This window comes from Cupriavidus necator (assembly GCF_013141915.1).
GTDB classification, from domain to species: Bacteria; Pseudomonadota; Gammaproteobacteria; order Burkholderiales; family Burkholderiaceae; genus Cupriavidus; species Cupriavidus necator_B.
Genome location: NZ_SROX01000001.1, coordinates 129,110 through 146,251, shown reverse-complemented (window position 1 = coordinate 146,251; position 17,142 = coordinate 129,110). Strand labels below are relative to the sequence as shown.

Sequence of the window (17,142 nt, the reverse complement as noted above, 5' to 3'; positions counted from 1 at the left end):
CACCGGTTAGCCCGCGGCGCGCCGCCAGGCCTGCTGGATCTCGGCCACCAGCCGCGCCAGTTGCGCCGCATGGCGCGCATGGTCGCGGCGGCGCTCGGCCTCGCTGAACGGATAGCTGATATTGAGCCCGTACAGTTGCTGGTCGGGGCCCGAGAATGCCGCGCCCACGGCCAGCAGGTGCCCCGGCTGGTAGGCGGCGGTGCAATGGCCATGGCGCTGCGCCTGCGCGATGCCGCGCAGCACGCGCGCCTGCATGCCGGGCCAGGCCGCGCCCTGGCGCGCGGCGATGCCGGCAAGCAGGTCGTTGCGCACCCCCTCCGGCTGCGCCGCCAGCCATGACAGACCGATCGCCGTCAGCTCCATCGGCACGCGCGAGCCCGGCACCACGCGTCGCGTGCGCGACACACTGTCGCGGCTGTGCCGGATCGACGCCAGGTACACCATATCCAGCTTGTCCCCGACCGCCAGCCCTACGTTGACCTTGCCCGCCTCGGCCACCTTGCGCATCAGCGGCAGCGCAATGTCCGGCGCGCGGCTGGACTGGTGGAAGGCATCCGCCAGACTCAGCACCACCGGCGCCAGCCGGTAGGCGCGCTCGTTGACGTCATAGCGCAGGAAGCCGGCATCGACCAGCGAGCGCGTCAGCCGGCTGACGGTGGGGCGCGGCAGGCCGGTGCGCGCCGCCAGTTCCGCATTGCTCAAGCTGGTGGTGCCGACGCGGAATGCGCGCAGCAGCACCAGGCCGCGCTCGAGCGACTGGCTGCCCGCGGTATCGCGGGTAAAGCGGCCGGTCTGGTGCGTCACGCGGCGCGTGGAAGGCTGCGGCGGGATGGCGTCGGGCATCGCCCTCAATTTCGGTTAGTGAAATTCGAGTATAGCGGCGCGGCGGCGCGGCGCGAATACTGTGTGCACCCGGCCCCGAGCCGACCGAACCCAGAGGAGCGCCCCGCATGTCATCCGATGCCGAAATCCAGGTCACCCGCCACGGCCACGTGGCCCGCGTGGTGCTGTCCCGCCCGCCGCACAACTTTGTCGATGCCGAGGTGATGCGGCGCCTGGCCGATACCCTGCTGGCGCTGGACGAGGACCACGGCTGCCGCGCCATCGTGCTGGCCTCGGGCGTGGGCGCGTTCTGCGCCGGCGCAGACTTCAGCGGCAGCAGCCAGGGCGACGTCGCGAGCGACCCGGCCGCCTTCTACGTGCACGCGATGAAGCTGTACCGCAACCGCAAGCCCATCGTCGCCGCCGTGGCGGGCGCCGCCATCGGCGCCGGGCTGGGCCTCGCGCTGGTGGCCGATTTCCGCGTGACCTGCGCCGAGGCCCGCTTCAGCGCCAACTTCAACCGTCTGGGCTTCCATCCCGGCTTCGGCCTGAGCGTGACGCTGCCGCGCCTGGTGGGCGAGCAGCACGCCGCGCTGCTGTTCTATACCGGCCGGCGCATCACCGGGGCCGAAGCGGTCAACATCGGCCTGGCCGACGAACTGGTGGCCAAGGCCGAGGTCGACGCGCGCGCCATGGCGCTGGCGCAGGAGATCGCCGCCTCCGCCCCGCTCGCCGTGGAAACCACGCGCGCCACGCTGCGCGAAGGGCTGGCCGACCACATTGCCGAGGTCAACCAGCGCGAGCTGGCGATCCAGCGCGGCCAGTTCCACAGCGAGGATTTCCGCGAGGGCGTGGCGGCCATGGCCGCGCGCCGCACCCCGGTTTTCCAGCGCCGTTGAAGGAGCGGTCCCGATGAGCGAACAAGACATCCGCGCCACGCCGGCCGGCCCGCTGGACGGCATCCGCGTGCTCGACCTCACCGCGGTCGTGCTGGGCCCGCTGGCCACGCAGGTGCTGGCCGACTTTGGCGCCGACGTGATCAAGGTCGAAGGGCCGGAGGGCGACCTGATGCGCGCCAACGGCGTCTCGCAGCACGCCGGCATGAGTTCGATCTACCTGGCGCTGAACCGCAACAAGCGCTCGGTGGTGCTTGACCTGAAGACCCCTGACGGCGCCGCGGCGCTGTGCGCGCTGATCGCCGGCGCCGACGTGCTGGTGCACAACATGCGCGTCGCCGCGATCGAGCGGCTGGGCTTTGGCTATGCCGAGGTGGCGCGCCTCAACCCGCGCATCGTCTACTGCATGGCCACCGGCTTTGGCCAGGACGGCCCGCACCGCGACAAGCCGGCCTTCGACGACATCATCCAGGCCGGCTGCGGGCTGGTCGCGCTGGGATCGGCCACCGGCGAGCGCCCGGAATACGTGCCCAGCCTGCTTGCCGACAAGACCACCGGGCTGGCGCTGGCCAATGCCGTGCTGGCCGCGCTGCTGTACCGCGAGCGCCACGGCGTGGGCCAGCTGGTCGAGGTGCCGATGCTGGAAACCATGACCGCCTTCGTGATGGCCGAGCACCTGGGCGGCCTGACCTTCGAGCCGCCGCCCACCGGTGCCGGCTACGCGCGCCTGCTGCAGGGCGGACGCCGCCCCGCGCCGACCCGCGACGGCTGGATCTGCGCGCTGCCCTACACCGGTCGCCACTGGCAGGCCTTCTTCCGCGCGGTGGGGCGCGACGACCTGGCCGAACGCTACGACGTGGACGACCGCGCGCAGCGCAACGCCAATATCCGCGCGCTCTACGGCCACCTGGCCGAACTGACGCCGGCGCGCACCACCGGCGCATGGATGCAGCTGTTCGAGTCGCTCGACATCCCCGCCACACCCATCTACGGCCTGGACGCGCTGGTCGACCACCCGCACCTGCGCGCGGTCGGCCTGTTCCAGCAAACGCAGCATCCCACCGAGGGGCCCTTGCGCGAAGTGCGCCCGGCCGCGCGCTTCTCGGCCACGCCGCTGTCGCTGCGCCGCCATGCGCCGGCGCTGGGCGAGCACACCGCCGAGGTGCTGCAGGAACTGGGCCTCGCGCCGGAAGCGCGCCAGCCATGACCCATCAGGAGGAGACACGCATGAACTTTGCACTCGACGAAGAACACCGGATGCTGAAGGACCTGGTCGCGCGCTTCGTGCGCGAGCAGCTGATTCCGCTGGAACCGACGGTGCTGGCGCGCGAAGCGGCCGGCGGGCAAATGACGCTGCTGCCGGAAGAGCAGGCGCGGCTCGATGCCATGTCGCGCGAGCTGGGCCTGTGGGGCCTGGATGCGCCGACCGAGCTGGGCGGCGCCGACCTGCCCACGGTGGCGATGGTCGGCGTCAATGAAGAACTGGGCAAGACCATCACGCCTTACGACCTGCCGCCGGATTCGCCCAACCTGCGCATGCTGATGCTGAGCGCCAGCGCGGCCCAGCGCGAGCGCTACCTGGCGCCGTATGCGCGCGGCGAGACCGTGTCGGCGATCGCCATTTCCGAACCGGGGGCCGGCGGCGACCCCGCCATGATGACGACGCGCGCCGAGCGCGACGGCGACGACTGGGTGCTGAACGGCCGCAAGATCTGGATCAGCCGCGCGGCGCGCGCCGACTGGACCATCGTCATGGCCGTGACCGACAAGGCGCGCGGCGCGCGCGGCGGCATCTCGGCCTTTATCGTCGAGCGCGGCACGCCGGGCCTGCGGGTCGAGCGGCGCATCCCGATGATCGGCGGGGCCTCGACCTATGAAGTGGTGCTGGAAGACTGCCGCATCCCCGCCACGCAGTTGCTGGGGGCCGAGGGCCAGGGCTTTGCGCCGATGCAGGCGCGACTGTCGACGCGCCGGGTGCAGATGGCCGCGTGGTGCATCGGCCGCGCGCAGCGGGCGCTGGACATGATCTGCGAATACGCGCCGCAGCGCCAGACCTTCGGCGCGCCGCTGGCGCAGCGCCAGGCGATCCAGTGGTGGGTGGCCGACGCCGCCACGCGCATTCACGCCTGCCGCCTGATGACCTATGAAGCCGCCAGCCGCATCGACGCCGGCGACGAGGCCCGCACGCAGGTGTCGATGATCAAGGTGTTCGCCACCGAGATGGCATGGGACGTGATCGACCATGCCATGCAGACCTTCGGCGCGATGGGCATGACCAAGGAGCTGCCGCTGCAGCAGATGGCCAACGAGACCCGGCTGATGCGCATCTACGAAGGCCCCAGCGAAGTCCATCGCTGGGTGATTGCCCGCGACCTGCTCGGACTGCGCCGCTGAGCCGGGGTTTCATTTTCTTCCATGCACCGGCGGGCACACGCCGGGCCTTGTTCTGTCAGGAGACCACCATGCAACAGGCTTTACGTTCCCGCCGCCGCTTCCTGCTGGCCGCGGCCGTGCTGGCGATGCTCGGCGCGGCCACGCCGCCGGCGGCGCGCGCCGCCGATGCCGATGCCTTTCCGGCGCGGCCGCTCCGCTTTATCGTGCCGTTCCCGTCCGGCAGCGGCACCGATACCACCGCGCGCATGTTTGCCAAGAAGATCGGCGAACTGACCGGCCAGGGGGTGGTGGTGGAGAACAAGCCCGGCGGCAACGGCTTTATCGGCGTGCAGACCGCGCTGAACGCGCCGCCCGACGGCTACACCGTCTTTATCGGCAGCAATTCCACGCTGTCGACCAATGCCGCCACCTTCCGCAAGCTGCCGTATGACCCGCTGACCGACTTCGCGCCGATCACGCTGCTGTCGCGCGGGCCGTGCGTGATCATCGTGCCGGCCGGCTCGCCGTACCGCACGCTGGCCGAGCTGCTGGAAGACGCGCGCAAGCGTCCGGGCGCGCTCAACTACGGCTCGGGCTCGATCTCCTACACGCTCTATTCCGAATGGCTCAACGAGCTGGCCCGGATCAAGACCACGGCGGTGCCGTACAAGGGCGCTGGCGACGCCATCAATGGCGTGATGGCGGCCAATGTCGACTTCGCCGTGGTCGATGCCACCGGCGCGATCGAGCTGGCCCGCGGCGGCAAGGTACGCGCGCTGGCCTACACCGCGCCGCAGCGCTCGCCGCTGCTGCCGGACGTGCCATCGATCGTCGAAGCCGGGCTGCCCGACTTCCTCGCCTACAACTGGGTGGCGGCGGCAGTGTCGGCCAAGACCCCGCCCGCGGTGGTGAAGCGGCTGCAGGACCTGTTCACGCAGGCCGGCAACGCGCCGGATGTGCGCGACTACTACACCCGACAGTCGACCAAGTTGATCCTGTCGTCGCCGGCCGAAATGCGGCAGTACCAGAAGGACGAGATCCAGCGCTGGAAGCGGCTCGCGGCGGTGGCGAAGATCCCGTTGCAGTAGTCGCCTAGGCCTGGCTGCTGTGCTCGCGCAGCAGCACCGTCAGGCGCTGTGCCAGCGGCGACAGGTAGGCGCCTTCGCGCGTGACCACGCCGATGCGCCGGCGCAGGTCCAGTTCCTCGACGCCCAGCGGCAGCACGCGCAGGCCACGCTGCATGGCGTCGCCGCTGGCATTGGCGATGCTGAGCATCTGCGTGCCCTGCATCAGCGCGAACAGCGAGGTGCTGCCGAAATCGATCTCGATGCGCGGCTGCGGCTCCGGCAGGCCGCGCTGGCGGAACGCCGCGTCGACCTGCTGGCGCAGCGTGATATGGCCTTCCGGCAGCAGCCATTCCTGCTCAGCCAGGTCAGCCAGGCGCAGCTTGCGCCGCCGCAGCAGCGCGTGGCCCTCGTCGGCCACCACCACCAGCCGGTCGTCGAACAGCGGTTGCACCGCGAAAGTGGCCGCCAGCGCGCCCGACGGCGTGGGCGCCACCGCCATGTCCAGATCGCCGGCGGCCAGCAAGTCCAGCAGATCACGCGCCAGCCGGCGGCGCAGCCGCAGCCGCGCCACGGGCCGCTCGCGCACCAGCTGCCGGCACGCGCCCAGCATCACATTGCCCGGGATCGATGGCGAATAGCCCACGCGCAGGATGCCCTGCTCGCCGGTGCGGATGCCCAGCATCTCCTTGATGCCGTCCTCATACTCCAGCTGGATGCGCCGTGCGCGTTCCAGGAAGCGCGTACCGGCGTAGGTCGCCGTCATGCCGTTGGCGGTACGCTCGAACAGCGGCAGCCCCGCATGACTTTCCACCCGCTGCACCGCCTTGGTCAGCGCCGGCTGGCTGATGCCCAGCGCCTCGGCGGCCCGGCCGATGCCGCCGTGCGCCGCCACGGCGAGGATGTATTCGATATCGCGCGTCTCCATGTCTTCACATTCCCCACGGTTATGGCTTTATAGCCATCGCGTCATTGTGGTGATGCCCGCCATCTTACAGACTACAGCGTGAGAGCACACCACCCAGCGTGCGCCAGAATCAATCCAGCCTTCACGGAGACAGCATGGGTTTCGCGTATTTCCTGCGCCGCGCCGCGCGTTATTGGGGCGACCAGCCCGCCATCCTCTACCAGGACCAGGTGGTCACCTATCGCCAGCTGGACGAACGTTCAACGCGCCTGGCCAATGCCCTGTTGGCGCTGGGCCTGCGCCCCGGAGACCGCGTTGCGGTGCAGTCGCGCAACCGGCCTGAACTGGTCGAGCTGGAGTGCGCGCTGTACAAGGCGGGGCTGGTCAAGGCCGCGCTCAACCCGCGCTTCACCGCGGCCGAGGCCAGCGACGTGGTCGAGAACTGCACCCCGCGCGTGCTGATCGCCGGCCCGGGCTACACCGGCTACACCCGCACTACGGCAGGCTTTGGCAGCATCGAGACCTTTATCGCCATCGGCGACGCCCCGGCCGGCTACGTCGAATACGAGGCGCTGCTGGCCAACGCCGGCACCACGCCGCCCGACATCACCCCCGCCGCCGACGACCTGGCCGTGCTGCACTTCTCGTCGGGCTCCACCGGCAAGATCAAGGCCGCCATGCAGAGCTACGGCAACCGCCTGGCGGCGCTGCGCAAGGTGGTGTCGGGCATGGACCGCCCCGCGCGCCCCGGCGACCGGCTGGCGCTGATCGGCCCGGTCACGCACGCCTCCGGCATGCTGATGCAGCCGTACCTGTACGTGGGCGCGACGCTGGTGCTGTTCGAGAAATTCGAGCCCGCGCACTTCCTGGCCGAGGTCGCGCGGCTGCGCATCACCCATGTCTTCATGGTGCCGGCCATGATCAACATGCTGCTGGCCGAGCCCACGCTGGCGCAGGCCGACCTATCGAGCCTGAAGACGCTGGCCTACGGCGCCGCGCCGATGGCGCCGGCGCGCATCCGCGAGGCTTGGGAGCGCATCGGCCCGATCCTGTCGCAGGGCTATGGCGCCAGCGAATCGACCTCGGGGGTCACGCGGCTGTCGACCAGCGACCATGCCGACGCCATCGCCAACCACCCTGAGCGCCTGGCCTCGTGTGGCCGCGCGCTGGGCGAGACCGAAGTGCGCGTAGTCGACGAGCACGGCAACGAAGTCGCGGTGGGCGAGATCGGCGAACTGGTGATCCGTGGCGAAGACGTATTCCAGGGTTACTGGAACGAGCCCGCCCTGACCAGCGAGACCCTGGTCGACGGCTGGCTGCATACCGGCGACATGGCGCGCGTGGACGAGGCCGGCTACCTGTACCTGGTCGACCGCAAGAAGGACATGATCATCTCCGGCGGCTTCAACGTCTATCCGACCGAGGTCGAGGCCACGCTGTACCAGCACCCCGACGTGCTCGAAGCGTGCGTCATCAGCGTGCCGGACGAAACCTGGGGCGAAAGCGTCAAGGCCGTGGTGACGCTGCGCCCCGGGCGCGAGGCCACCGCGCAGCAGCTGATCGCGCACTGCCGCGAGCGCATCGCCGACTACAAGTCGCCGCGCTCGGTGGACTTTGTCGCCGAGCTGCCCAAGAACGCCAGCGGCAAGCTGGCCCGCAAGGTTGTGCGCGAACGCTACTGGCAAGGCGTCGGCCGCCGTGTCAACTGAACCCGGAACCGGACCGAGGAAACCGCCATGTTCGACCACCTGACCAACCCCATCCTGCTGGAAACCCGCGCCGGCATCCGCCGCTTTATCGACGAAGAGCTGCGCCCGCTCGAACACGAGTTGGGCCTGGGCTCGGAAGACCCGTGGCCGCGCGAGACCCTGCGCCAGGTCTGGCGCCGCTCCAGCGAGCTGGGCTTCTACGCCGCCTGCCTGCCCACCGCGCTGGGCGGCAAGGGCCTGAACATCCAGGAACAATGCGCGCTCAAGGCCGACCTGGCCGCCAGCGGCTCCACGCTGGCCGCGCACGTGCTGGGCGACCTGGGCGGCCCGCCGCGCGTGGGCAACATGCTGAAGTACGCCACCCCCGACCAGCTCGAGCGCTACTTCAAGCCCGTGATCCGCGGCGAGAAGTCGACCTGCTTCGCGCTGACGGAAACGCATTCCGGCTCCGACGCGCAAAGCATCAAGACCTCGGCCGTGGCCGATGGCGATGACCTGGTCATCAACGGCGGCAAGCACTACATCAGCGGCGCGCCGTTCGCCGACTTTGCCATCGTCATGTGCGTGACCGACGCCAGCGCCACGCCGCCGGCGATCACCGCGGTGCTGGTCGACCTGGACCTGCCGGGCGTGACCGTAACCAACGAGTACGTGCCGATGTCGGGCCAGCATATCGATGGCGACATCCGCTTCGACCATGTGCGCGTGCCGCGCGCCAACATCTTTGGCGGCGAAGGCAACGGCTTCAAGCTGGGGATGTCGCGCATCAATGTAAACCGCCTGCTGCACTGCCCCAGCATGCTGGGGCTGGCCACCCGGGCCTATGAGTCGTCGCTCGAATATGCCGGCCAGCGCCGCCAGTTCGGCGGCCCGATCGCGCGCTTCCAGGCGATCCAGCACATGCTGGCCGACATGGCCGCCGCGTTGTGGGCCTGCGAAAGCATGATCGCGCATACCGCCGCGCTGGCAGATGCCGGCGCCGACCTGCGCATGAAGGCCGCGGCGTGCAAGCTCTTTGTCTCGGAGCGCTGCTTCGAGGTGGCGGACAAGGCCGTGCAGATCCACGGCAATGTCGGCGTCACGCGCGGCCATCCGGTGGAGCAGACTTTCCGCAAGCTGCGCATGTTCCGCATCTTCACCGGAACCAGCGAGATCCAGCGCAACACCATCGCGCGGGCTATCCTGGAACCGCTGCAGCAGAAAGGCTGACCGTGCCGGCGGCACGGTCGCCGCCGGCAACCCACAGCACCCTACGACAAGACCACGGAGACCAAGCATGAACCGCCGAAACTGGCTTGCCACCGCCGGCGCCGCCGCGCTGGGCAGCCTGCTGCTGCCGGCCCGCGCCGCCAGCGCCTCATCCACCTACCCCAACCGCCCGATCCGGCTGATTGTTCCCTTCATCGCCGGCAGCACGCCCGACAGCACCGCCCGCACGCTGTCGGCGGAACTGGGCAAGAAGCTGGGCCAGCCGGTGGTGGTCGAGAACATGCCCGGCGCGGGCGGCATCATCGGCGCCGGCGCACTGCGCCGTGCCGCGCCCGACGGCTACACGCTGGGCATCCTGGCCAATTCGCACGTCATCAACGTGCACATGTACCGCAAGATGCCGTATGACCCGGCCCATGACTTCACGCCGATCACTGCGCTGTCAGGCGGGCCGTCCGCGCTGGTGGTGCCCATGTCCTCGCCCTACAAGACCGCCGCCGAACTGGTCGCGGCGATGAAGAAGGCGCCGGGCAAGTTCAACTACGGCTCCGGCGGCAAGGGCAGCATCGCCCATCTGGCGGTGGAAACCATGCTGCACCAGACCGGCTGCGACGCCGTGCACGTGCCTTACAAGGGCGCGCCGGAGATCATCACCTCGATGCTGACCGGGCAAACCCAGTTCGGCATGCCGGTGCTTGGCACCGCGACGCAGTACGTGCGCAACAACCAGGTCAGGGTGCTGGCCGTCACTGCCGCGGCCCGTTCCCCCTATTTCCCCGACGTGCCGACCATGGCCGAAGCGCTGCCGCCGGGCTTCGTCATCGACAACTGGAGCGGCCTGTTCGCGCCGGCCAATTTCCCGGCCGAGCTGACGCAGAAGCTGCACGCCGCCGTCAGCGCGCTGCAGGCCGCCGGTGTGTTCGACGCCCAGCTCAAGGCCAACGCCGGCGAACTGCGCCGCAGCGCCTCGCCGGCGCAGTTCGGCACCATGGTGGCCAGCGACAACGCGCGCTACGGCGACCTGATGAAGTCGATCGGCATGACCGGCGACCTCGGCTGAGCAAACCGCCCTGCCCCGCGCCGCACGCCACCGCGCGCGTGCGGCGCCTGTATTGCCTCCCAGCCTCCAAAGGCCGCGCATGAAGCCAGAATGGTCTTGCCTCAAGGACGTCACCATCATCGACGTGAGCCAGTTGCTGCCCGGCCCGCACGCCTGCAGCCTGCTGCGCCAGCTGGGCGCAGAGGTGATCAAGGTGGAGCAGCCCGGCACCGGCGACACTGCGCGGCAGCTGGGGGCGCATGTGTATGCCCAGTTCAACCGCGGCAAGCGCTCGGTCGCGCTGGACTTGAAAACCGACGCGGGCCGCGCGGCCTTCCTTGACCTGGTGCGCGATGCCGATGCCGTGGTCGAAGGCTTCCGCCCCGGCGTAATGGCACGCCTGGGGCTGGGCTATGACGCGCTGGCGGCGGTCAATCCCGCCATCGTGCTGTGTTCGATCTCGGGCTTCGGCCAGACCGGCCCGTACGCCAGCTACGCCGGGCACGACCTGAACTACCTGGCGCTGGCCGGATACTGGGCCACGCCGGTGCAGGTGCACGACCAGGTCTCGCGCCCGCGCGTGCGCGTGTCGGACTACGCCGCCTCCGGCTACGCCGCGTTGTCGCTCGCCGTGGCGATCATGAGCGCGCGCCAGCACGGACAGGGCCAGCACCTGGATGTATCGATCCACGATGCCATCCTGTCGTGGACCGCGCACGGCGCATGGACGGCGCGGGCCCATGAAACCTCGCCCCAAACATCGCCCACCGTGATGCCGGAAAACGACCTCTTCGAAACGCGCGACGGCCGGCACCTGGCGATGGGCATCCTGGAGAACAAGTTCTGGGACAACCTGTGCGCAGCGCTGGGGGACGCCTTTCCTGCCTTGCGCGATCCGCGCTTCGCCACGCGCGCCGGGCGCGGCGGGCACAAGCGGGAAGTCAATGACCTGATGGCGGCGGTGTTCCGCACGCGCGACCTTGCGGACTGGAAGGCCTTCTTCGCCCCGCTCGATATCCCATTCTCGCCGGTGCTTGGGCCGAATGCGCTTTTTGAAGATCCGCATGTGCGGGCGCGGGAGGTGGTGCGGCGGGTGCCGGAGGAAGGCGGAATTGCGGTGAATTTTCCGGTCAGGTTTTCGTTGGGGTTGCCGGAGGGGGAGGATTTTGTGGCGGGCGTTGGAGAACACAATCCGCAGTAGGCCGCGGCTCAGCACCATCGGTCCGCATGCCGGTCCGTGACGTGGCGGAGTCTCAGGACTCTGCGGTTTCCCACTCACTTGCGTTTGCACCCAAGACCTTCCGCAGGAACTGACCTCGCTTCGGCGCGGTTTCCCTATACAGCTAAAATCTCCGCTGCGTGCCCCCTGCACCATTACCCGGCGCCGCCGTGACAATGGAGCACAGCGCAGGCGTGGCTGCACGATCCTGGACAGATCCGGCACCGGCCGCCTCAATTCAAGGCGACGCGGCAAACGCCGTCTCCATGCCCTGTGCCGCAACCGGACTCTCCAGACGTCGCGGACAAATGATCAGCAACACAACCGGATTCGATTGCCGGAGCAGCCACCGATCATTCAGATAATTGCTGCCGATGCCAGTCCCGCCAGGCACGCCGCCGGTGCAGAATCGGGGCATCGGATCAACGCTGCAAGAAAGAAGGGCCCTACCGCATGAGCAAAGACATCCTGGTACTCGGCGCCGGCATGGTCGGAGTCTGCACGGCGCTGGCGCTGCGCCAGCGCGGCCACGCGGTGGTGCTGGTGGATCGGCAGGCGCCTGGCCGTGAAACCTCCTACGGCAATGCCGGCATCATCCAGCGCGAGGCGGTGCAGCCTTATGCCTTCCCGCGCGAGTGGAGCGCCGTGCTGCGGGTGATGGCGCGCCAGGGCAACGATGTCCATTACCATCCGCGGGCGCTCGCCGGCCTGTTGCCGGCGCTGGCCCGCTACTGGCACGAGTCGGCACCCGGCCGCTATTCGGTGACGGTCGCGGCATATAGCGCGCTGATCCGCCATTGCCTGACCGAGCACGAACGCCTGATCGCGCTGGCGGGCGCGCATGACCTGGTCAGCAAGCAGGGATGGCTGCAGGCTTATCGCACCAGCGCGGCGTTCGACCGCGAGGCGGCAAAGGCGGCCGCGCTTTCGCGCGAGCACGCCCTCGATTGCCGCATCCTGGACGGCGCCGCCCTCGCCGCCGCGGAGCCGGCCTTGCACGGCGCGCTGGCAGGCGCCGTCCATTGGCGCGATCCGTGGACCGTCGCCGACCCCGGCGAGCTGGTCCACCGCTACGCCGCCTGCTACGAGAAAGCCGGCGGCATCTTCAGCCTTGGCGACGCCACCACGCTGAAGCCTGCCGGCAGCGGATGGCGCGTGTCGACGAACGACGGCATGGTAACGGCGCAGCATGCGGTCATTGCGCTGGGCCCGTGGGCGCCGTCGCTCACCCGGCCGCTCGGCTATCGGATTCCGCTGTTCGTGAAGCGAGGCTACCACCGCCACTACGCAGCCCCGGCGATGCCCAGCTTGCCGCTCCTCGATACCGAGAATGGTCTGTTGCTGACGCCAATGAAGCGCGGCCTGCGCCTCACTACCGGCGCGGAATTCGCCCGCCACGATGCGCCGCCCACGCCGGTGCAACTTATGCGCGCCGAGCGTTATGCCAGCGAACTGGTGGAACTCGGCACAGCCGTCGAGGACACGCCCTGGCTGGGCGCCAGACCCTGCGTGGCCGACATGCGCCCGGTGGTGGGCCGAGCCCCGCGCCATCCTGGCCTGTGGTTCCACTTCGGACATGCGCACCAGGGCTTTACCCTTGGCCCCGCCACGGCGCGGCTGCTCGCCGAACTGATCGACGGCGAGGCGCCTTATGTGGATGCGCGCCCGTACGATCCGGCCCGCTTCGGCAACTGACGTTGCAGATTGTCCCCCTGTTCATCGCCGCGAATGGCGAGGAACGGCTAAGCCGGCTTCGTGAAGCAGAGAGCGACGTCATCACGTCACGGACGGCGCTCGAAGCCGCCGCTGCCATGTAGAGGCTGGGCGCCGGCCGTGCTGAGGCCGACTGCGTGACACGACCCTCGGTGAATACCCCAACGTCCATACAACTGAAAGGCGGCTGAAAGTTCGGACTTCTACCGTTTGAGCGTTTCATCGCGTCCGTCCGGGCAGAGGTGGAGCGCTGGAGGCAGCGTGCGCTGAAGCACACAAAACAACAGAGGAGAATCATGTTTCGCATACGTAGCCAGAAGGACTTCGCCTCCGGCCTGATGTTCATCCTGGTCGGATTCGGCTTTTCCTGGGTCGCACGCGGTTATTCCATGGGAACCGCCGCAAAAATGGGACCGGGATACTTCCCGTTCTGGCTCGGCATCGTGCTCGCCCTGCTGGGCGCGCTGGTGCTGTGGGGCTCGCTGTCTTCCAGGATGGAACCGGACAGCCTGGCCCGCTGGGACATCAAGACGCTGCTGTGGATCCTCGGCGCGGTGGTGCTGTTCGGCCTGCTGCTCAAGCCGCTGGGCATGGTGCTGTCGGTGCTGGTGCTGGTGCTGGTGTCGTCGATGGCCAGCCACGAATTCAGCTGGAAGGGTGCGGTTCTCAACGCGATCATCCTGGTGCTGATCAGCCTGGGCGCGTTCGTGTACGGCATCAACCTGCAGATGCCGGTGTGGCCGGCTTTCCTGGCAAGCTAAGGAGCCGCCAACATGGAACTACTCACCAACCTGGGCCTCGGCTTCTCCACCGCCCTGACCTTCCAGAACCTCGCGTACGCCTTCCTGGGCTGCGTGCTGGGTACCCTCATCGGCGTGCTGCCGGGCCTGGGGCCGCTGGCCACCATCGCCATGCTGCTGCCGGTGACCTACACGCTGCCACCGGTCGCCGCGCTGATCATGCTGGCCGGCATCTACTACGGCGCCCAGTACGGCGGCTCGACCACCGCCATCCTGGTGAACCTGCCCGGTGAGTCGTCGTCAGTGGTGACCACCATCGATGGCTACCAGATGGCCAGGCGAGGACGAGCGGGCGTGGCATTGGCGACAGCCGGCCTGGGCTCGTTCTTCGCCGGCTGCGTTGCCACGCTGATCCTGGCCGCGTTTGCCGCGCCGCTGTCGGAACTGGCGTTCAAGTTCGGTCCCGCCGAATACTTCTCGCTGATGGTGCTGGGCCTGATCGGCGCCGTGGTGCTGGCGTCGGGTTCGCTGGTCAAGGCTATCGCCATGATCGTGCTGGGCCTGCTGCTGGGCCTGGTCGGCACCGACGTCAACTCGGGCGCCGCGCGCTTCTCGTTCGACGTGCCGGAACTGACCGACGGCCTGAACTTCGTCTCGGTGGCAATGGGTGTGTTCGGCTTTGCTGAAATCATCGCCAACCTGGAGCAGAAGGAACACCGCGAGACCTTCACCGACCACATCACCAACCTGTTCCCGACCAAGGAAGATTTCAAGCGCATGATCCCCGCGGTGCTGCGTGGCACCCTGCTGGGCTCGGCGCTGGGCATCCTGCCGGGCGGTGGCGCGGCACTGGCTTCGTTTGCTGCGTATTCACTGGAAAAGAAGACCTCCAAGTACGCGCATGAATTCGGCAAGGGCGCGATCGAAGGCGTGGCCGGTCCGGAGTCGGCCAACAACGCCGCGGCGCAGACCTCGTTCATCCCACTGCTGACGCTGGGCATTCCGCCCAATGCGGTGATGGCGCTGATGGTCGGTGCGATGACCATTCACAACATCCAGCCGGGTCCGCAGGTGATGACCAGCAACCCGGCGCTGTTCTGGGGCCTGATCGCCTCGATGTGGATCGGCAACCTGATGCTGATCGTGCTGAACCTGCCGCTGATCGGCATCTGGGTGAAGCTGCTGAAGGTGCCCTACCGCTACCTGTACCCGGCCATCCTGGTGTTCTGCTGCATCGGCGTGTACTCGGTCCAGAACACCACCTTCGACGTGTTCCAGACCGCCGCCTTCGGCGTGATCGGCTACCTCTTCATCAAGTTGCGCTGCGAACCGGCTCCGATGCTGCTCGGTTTTGTGCTGGGGCCGATGATGGAAGAAAACTTCCGCCGCTCGCTGCTGCTGTCGCGTGGTGCCTTCAGCGTGTTCGTGACGCGGCCGCTGTCGATGGGCCTGCTGATCGCCGCCGCGGTGCTGGTTGCGGTCGTGGCGATGCCCTCCATCAAGTCCAAGCGAGAGGAAGCCTTCCAGGAGGAATAGCTTCCAGTGATGCCGGGCCTCATCCGGGACAAGCTACGTTGGGGGGTGCAGTTGCCTCCCAATTGCCTCGCAATATCAAAAGGATTGCATTCATTCCAGCCCGCAGGCATGTAGGCGCATCGGCATGAAAGCCCCGAATCTCAAGCGCGTCTTGTCGCGTTTGTATATTCTCAAGATCGTCCAGGCGAACCCTGCGACGGTGCTTACCTTGGCGGACCGTCTGCGCGAACGGGGCATTGAAGAAAATATTCGATCATTGCGCCCCATTTTGCGCAGCCTTATGATGGCGCGCGCCATTACGGCGCAACTCGTCGAAGGCAGTGGACGGGTTTACCGCATTACTGACGAAGGGCGAGAGGAGCTCGAGGTCTATCTGTCCCACCTTGACGTCTTGCAGAAGGATAGCCAAGCCGTGGAACATCAAAGCGACAAAGACCCCGTCTCGGACCACCGGGAATAGTTTCAGCAGCCACGCCACCCGGCTGGCCACGGATGGCGCGAAGCGCTTGGATGCGTACCGGCGTAGCTTTGATCCCGGTTATGTATCGACCCACCCGCATGCCGAACGCCCTGCTTAATCCTTCCCCCCATACTCCAGTTCCGGATACCAATCCCCCCTCCCCCCCGGCGTCGTATCCAGCAACGTCCACAACGGGTCCAGATCCGGCGCCCCGCGTGGATCCTGCCCCGGATCCGTCGTCAGCGCATACATCTCGCTACTCCAGAAATGCCGGATCTTCCCATCGCGTCGCGTAAAGACCGTATACCCCGGAACATCCGCATCCTCGGCGCTGACATAATCGCGTGTGAAATCGCCGTCAACGTCCGCATAGACCTTCAGCTTGGTCCAGCCTCGCGCCTGCTTTGCCGCAACCAGGCGATCGACAGGCGAGCGCGCGACCATCGCCAGCGCGACGCGCTGCTCGATATCCGGAACCTTGTGGTCCCATGACCCCATGATCGATGTGCACATCGGACAAGGCCGCTCCCGCTGCGGTCCGAACATATAGCTGTAGACGACAAGTGTGTCCTTGTCGGCGAACAGTTCGTCGAGCGTGACAGGCCCATGTTCTCCCTGGAAGGTATAGCGCTTCGTCACCTCGCCGCCGGGCGGCAACGCGCGGCGCTGTTCAGCGACGCGTTCAATATGCCGGCGCAGTTCGATTTCCTCAGCCAGCAACGCATTGCGCGCCTCGCGGTACGCCGCGCTTTCATTCGGAAAGTGAACAGGATTCTGGCGTGCCAGTTCAGGTGATGGGACAAGCTTTGCCGGGGTGTTCATGTCGGTCCTCCTGAATGTCGGGTGCCGTGCGCGGCCCGCGCCATGCGGCGATGGCCGATTCGCCCGGCATGTTCATTCGTTCCCTCGCAGGAAGAATCGTTCCGGCGCGACGGGGGGTCTTGCGGTGTCCTGAAACTGAGACGGCGGTTCACAGTTGCTGTGAACCGCCGTCTATCCGGGCCTTGCGGCCGGCCGGCCCTACGCGGTGCCTGGTTTACCTACCTCCTCACGTGTATGGCGGAAGCCGCATGCGAGGAAAGGGAACCGCATCGCTACTGCTGCATACACCATGGCGGCGGCCGTCGGACATCCACCTGTCCCGGCTGGCGCGGTGGCTTGCCGAGACCGTCCTCATGCCTGGGCGGCAACTGCTCCTCACTGTCCCGGGAGGGATCTGCCGGCGGCACCTCCGGTACATTCGGCCCTTCACCCGGCCGTGGAATTTGATGTTCCATGATGCCTCCTGCTTGCAAATTGCGGCACCCATGAAGATGCAACGGCCATGCCAACGCAAGCGGCAGAAGCATGGCGAGATTTTGTGCGCGCGGACCATCCTGGGGCGCGCGTTGCCGGGTGCGTGCGGACCGACGGCGCAATCTCAGCGCGCAAATCTGCCTGACTTTGTAATGCGGC

At 67.8% G+C, this 17,142-nt stretch carries 15 protein-coding genes; 12 read left to right on the top strand and 3 right to left on the bottom strand.

Going from position 1 to position 17,142, the window contains the following annotated elements:
* Positions 1-6: 6 nt before the first annotated feature.
* Positions 7-843, bottom strand: a complete 837-nt coding sequence (locus E5S69_RS00690; RefSeq protein WP_171513102.1) for an IclR family transcriptional regulator — start codon at positions 841-843, stop codon at positions 7-9.
* 107 nt (positions 844-950) lie between these two features.
* Between E5S69_RS00690 and E5S69_RS00685 the strand changes: the two genes are divergently transcribed.
* From E5S69_RS00685 to E5S69_RS00670, 4 genes are all read left to right on the top strand, one after another.
* Positions 951-1,721, top strand: coding sequence for an enoyl-CoA hydratase/isomerase family protein (locus E5S69_RS00685; protein WP_171513101.1), 771 nt, complete (start codon positions 951-953; stop codon positions 1,719-1,721).
* Positions 1,722-1,734: 13 nt separating this feature from the next.
* Positions 1,735-2,925 carry a CaiB/BaiF CoA transferase family protein gene (locus E5S69_RS00680; RefSeq protein WP_171513100.1) on the top strand — a complete coding sequence of 397 codons (1,191 nt, stop codon included), beginning with the start codon at positions 1,735-1,737 and terminating at the stop codon, positions 2,923-2,925.
* Between the two features lie 20 nt (positions 2,926-2,945).
* Positions 2,946-4,112: an acyl-CoA dehydrogenase family protein gene (locus E5S69_RS00675; RefSeq protein WP_171513099.1), complete on the top strand. Its 1,167-nt coding sequence runs from the start codon at positions 2,946-2,948 to the stop codon at positions 4,110-4,112.
* Between the two features lie 68 nt (positions 4,113-4,180).
* Positions 4,181-5,179 (top strand): tripartite tricarboxylate transporter substrate binding protein, encoded by a 999-nt coding sequence (locus E5S69_RS00670; RefSeq protein WP_171513098.1) that lies wholly within the window; start codon positions 4,181-4,183, stop codon positions 5,177-5,179.
* Between the two features lie 4 nt (positions 5,180-5,183).
* On the opposite strand, the gene E5S69_RS00665 is transcribed toward E5S69_RS00670, so the two are convergent.
* Complete coding sequence (locus tag E5S69_RS00665; protein ID WP_171513097.1) at positions 5,184-6,083, bottom strand: LysR family transcriptional regulator; 900 nt, start codon at positions 6,081-6,083, stop codon at positions 5,184-5,186.
* Positions 6,084-6,217: 134 nt separating this feature from the next.
* Between E5S69_RS00665 and E5S69_RS00660 the strand changes: the two genes are divergently transcribed.
* The 8 genes from E5S69_RS00660 (at position 6,218) to E5S69_RS00625 (ending at position 15,687) form a co-directional block, all read left to right on the top strand.
* A complete protein-coding gene (locus E5S69_RS00660; protein WP_171513096.1) occupies positions 6,218-7,771 on the top strand; it encodes an acyl-CoA synthetase in 1,554 nt (517 codons plus the stop codon).
* A gap of 27 nt (positions 7,772-7,798) precedes the next feature.
* Positions 7,799-8,980 (top strand): acyl-CoA dehydrogenase family protein, encoded by a 1,182-nt coding sequence (locus E5S69_RS00655; protein WP_171513095.1) that lies wholly within the window; start codon positions 7,799-7,801, stop codon positions 8,978-8,980.
* Positions 8,981-9,047: 67 nt separating this feature from the next.
* Positions 9,048-10,040, top strand: a complete 993-nt coding sequence (locus E5S69_RS00650; protein WP_171513094.1) for a tripartite tricarboxylate transporter substrate binding protein — start codon at positions 9,048-9,050, stop codon at positions 10,038-10,040.
* Between the two features lie 79 nt (positions 10,041-10,119).
* Complete coding sequence (locus E5S69_RS00645; RefSeq protein ID WP_171513093.1) at positions 10,120-11,220, top strand: CaiB/BaiF CoA transferase family protein; 1,101 nt, start codon at positions 10,120-10,122, stop codon at positions 11,218-11,220.
* A gap of 471 nt (positions 11,221-11,691) precedes the next feature.
* Positions 11,692-12,933, top strand: coding sequence for an NAD(P)/FAD-dependent oxidoreductase (locus tag E5S69_RS00640; protein WP_171513092.1), 1,242 nt, complete (start codon positions 11,692-11,694; stop codon positions 12,931-12,933).
* Positions 12,934-13,247: 314 nt separating this feature from the next.
* Complete coding sequence (locus E5S69_RS00635; protein ID WP_171513091.1) at positions 13,248-13,712, top strand: tripartite tricarboxylate transporter TctB family protein; 465 nt, start codon at positions 13,248-13,250, stop codon at positions 13,710-13,712.
* A 12-nt stretch (positions 13,713-13,724) separates the two neighbouring features.
* Positions 13,725-15,227, top strand: a complete 1,503-nt coding sequence (locus E5S69_RS00630) for a tripartite tricarboxylate transporter permease (protein WP_171513090.1) — start codon at positions 13,725-13,727, stop codon at positions 15,225-15,227.
* Positions 15,228-15,351: 124 nt separating this feature from the next.
* Complete coding sequence (locus E5S69_RS00625; RefSeq protein WP_171513089.1) at positions 15,352-15,687, top strand: PadR family transcriptional regulator; 336 nt, start codon at positions 15,352-15,354, stop codon at positions 15,685-15,687.
* Between the two features lie 114 nt (positions 15,688-15,801).
* Here the strand turns inward: E5S69_RS00625 and E5S69_RS00620 are convergent, their stop codons facing one another.
* Positions 15,802-16,509 (bottom strand): DUF899 family protein, encoded by a 708-nt coding sequence (locus E5S69_RS00620; protein WP_171513088.1) that lies wholly within the window; start codon positions 16,507-16,509, stop codon positions 15,802-15,804.
* Positions 16,510-17,142: the final 633 nt, after the last annotated feature.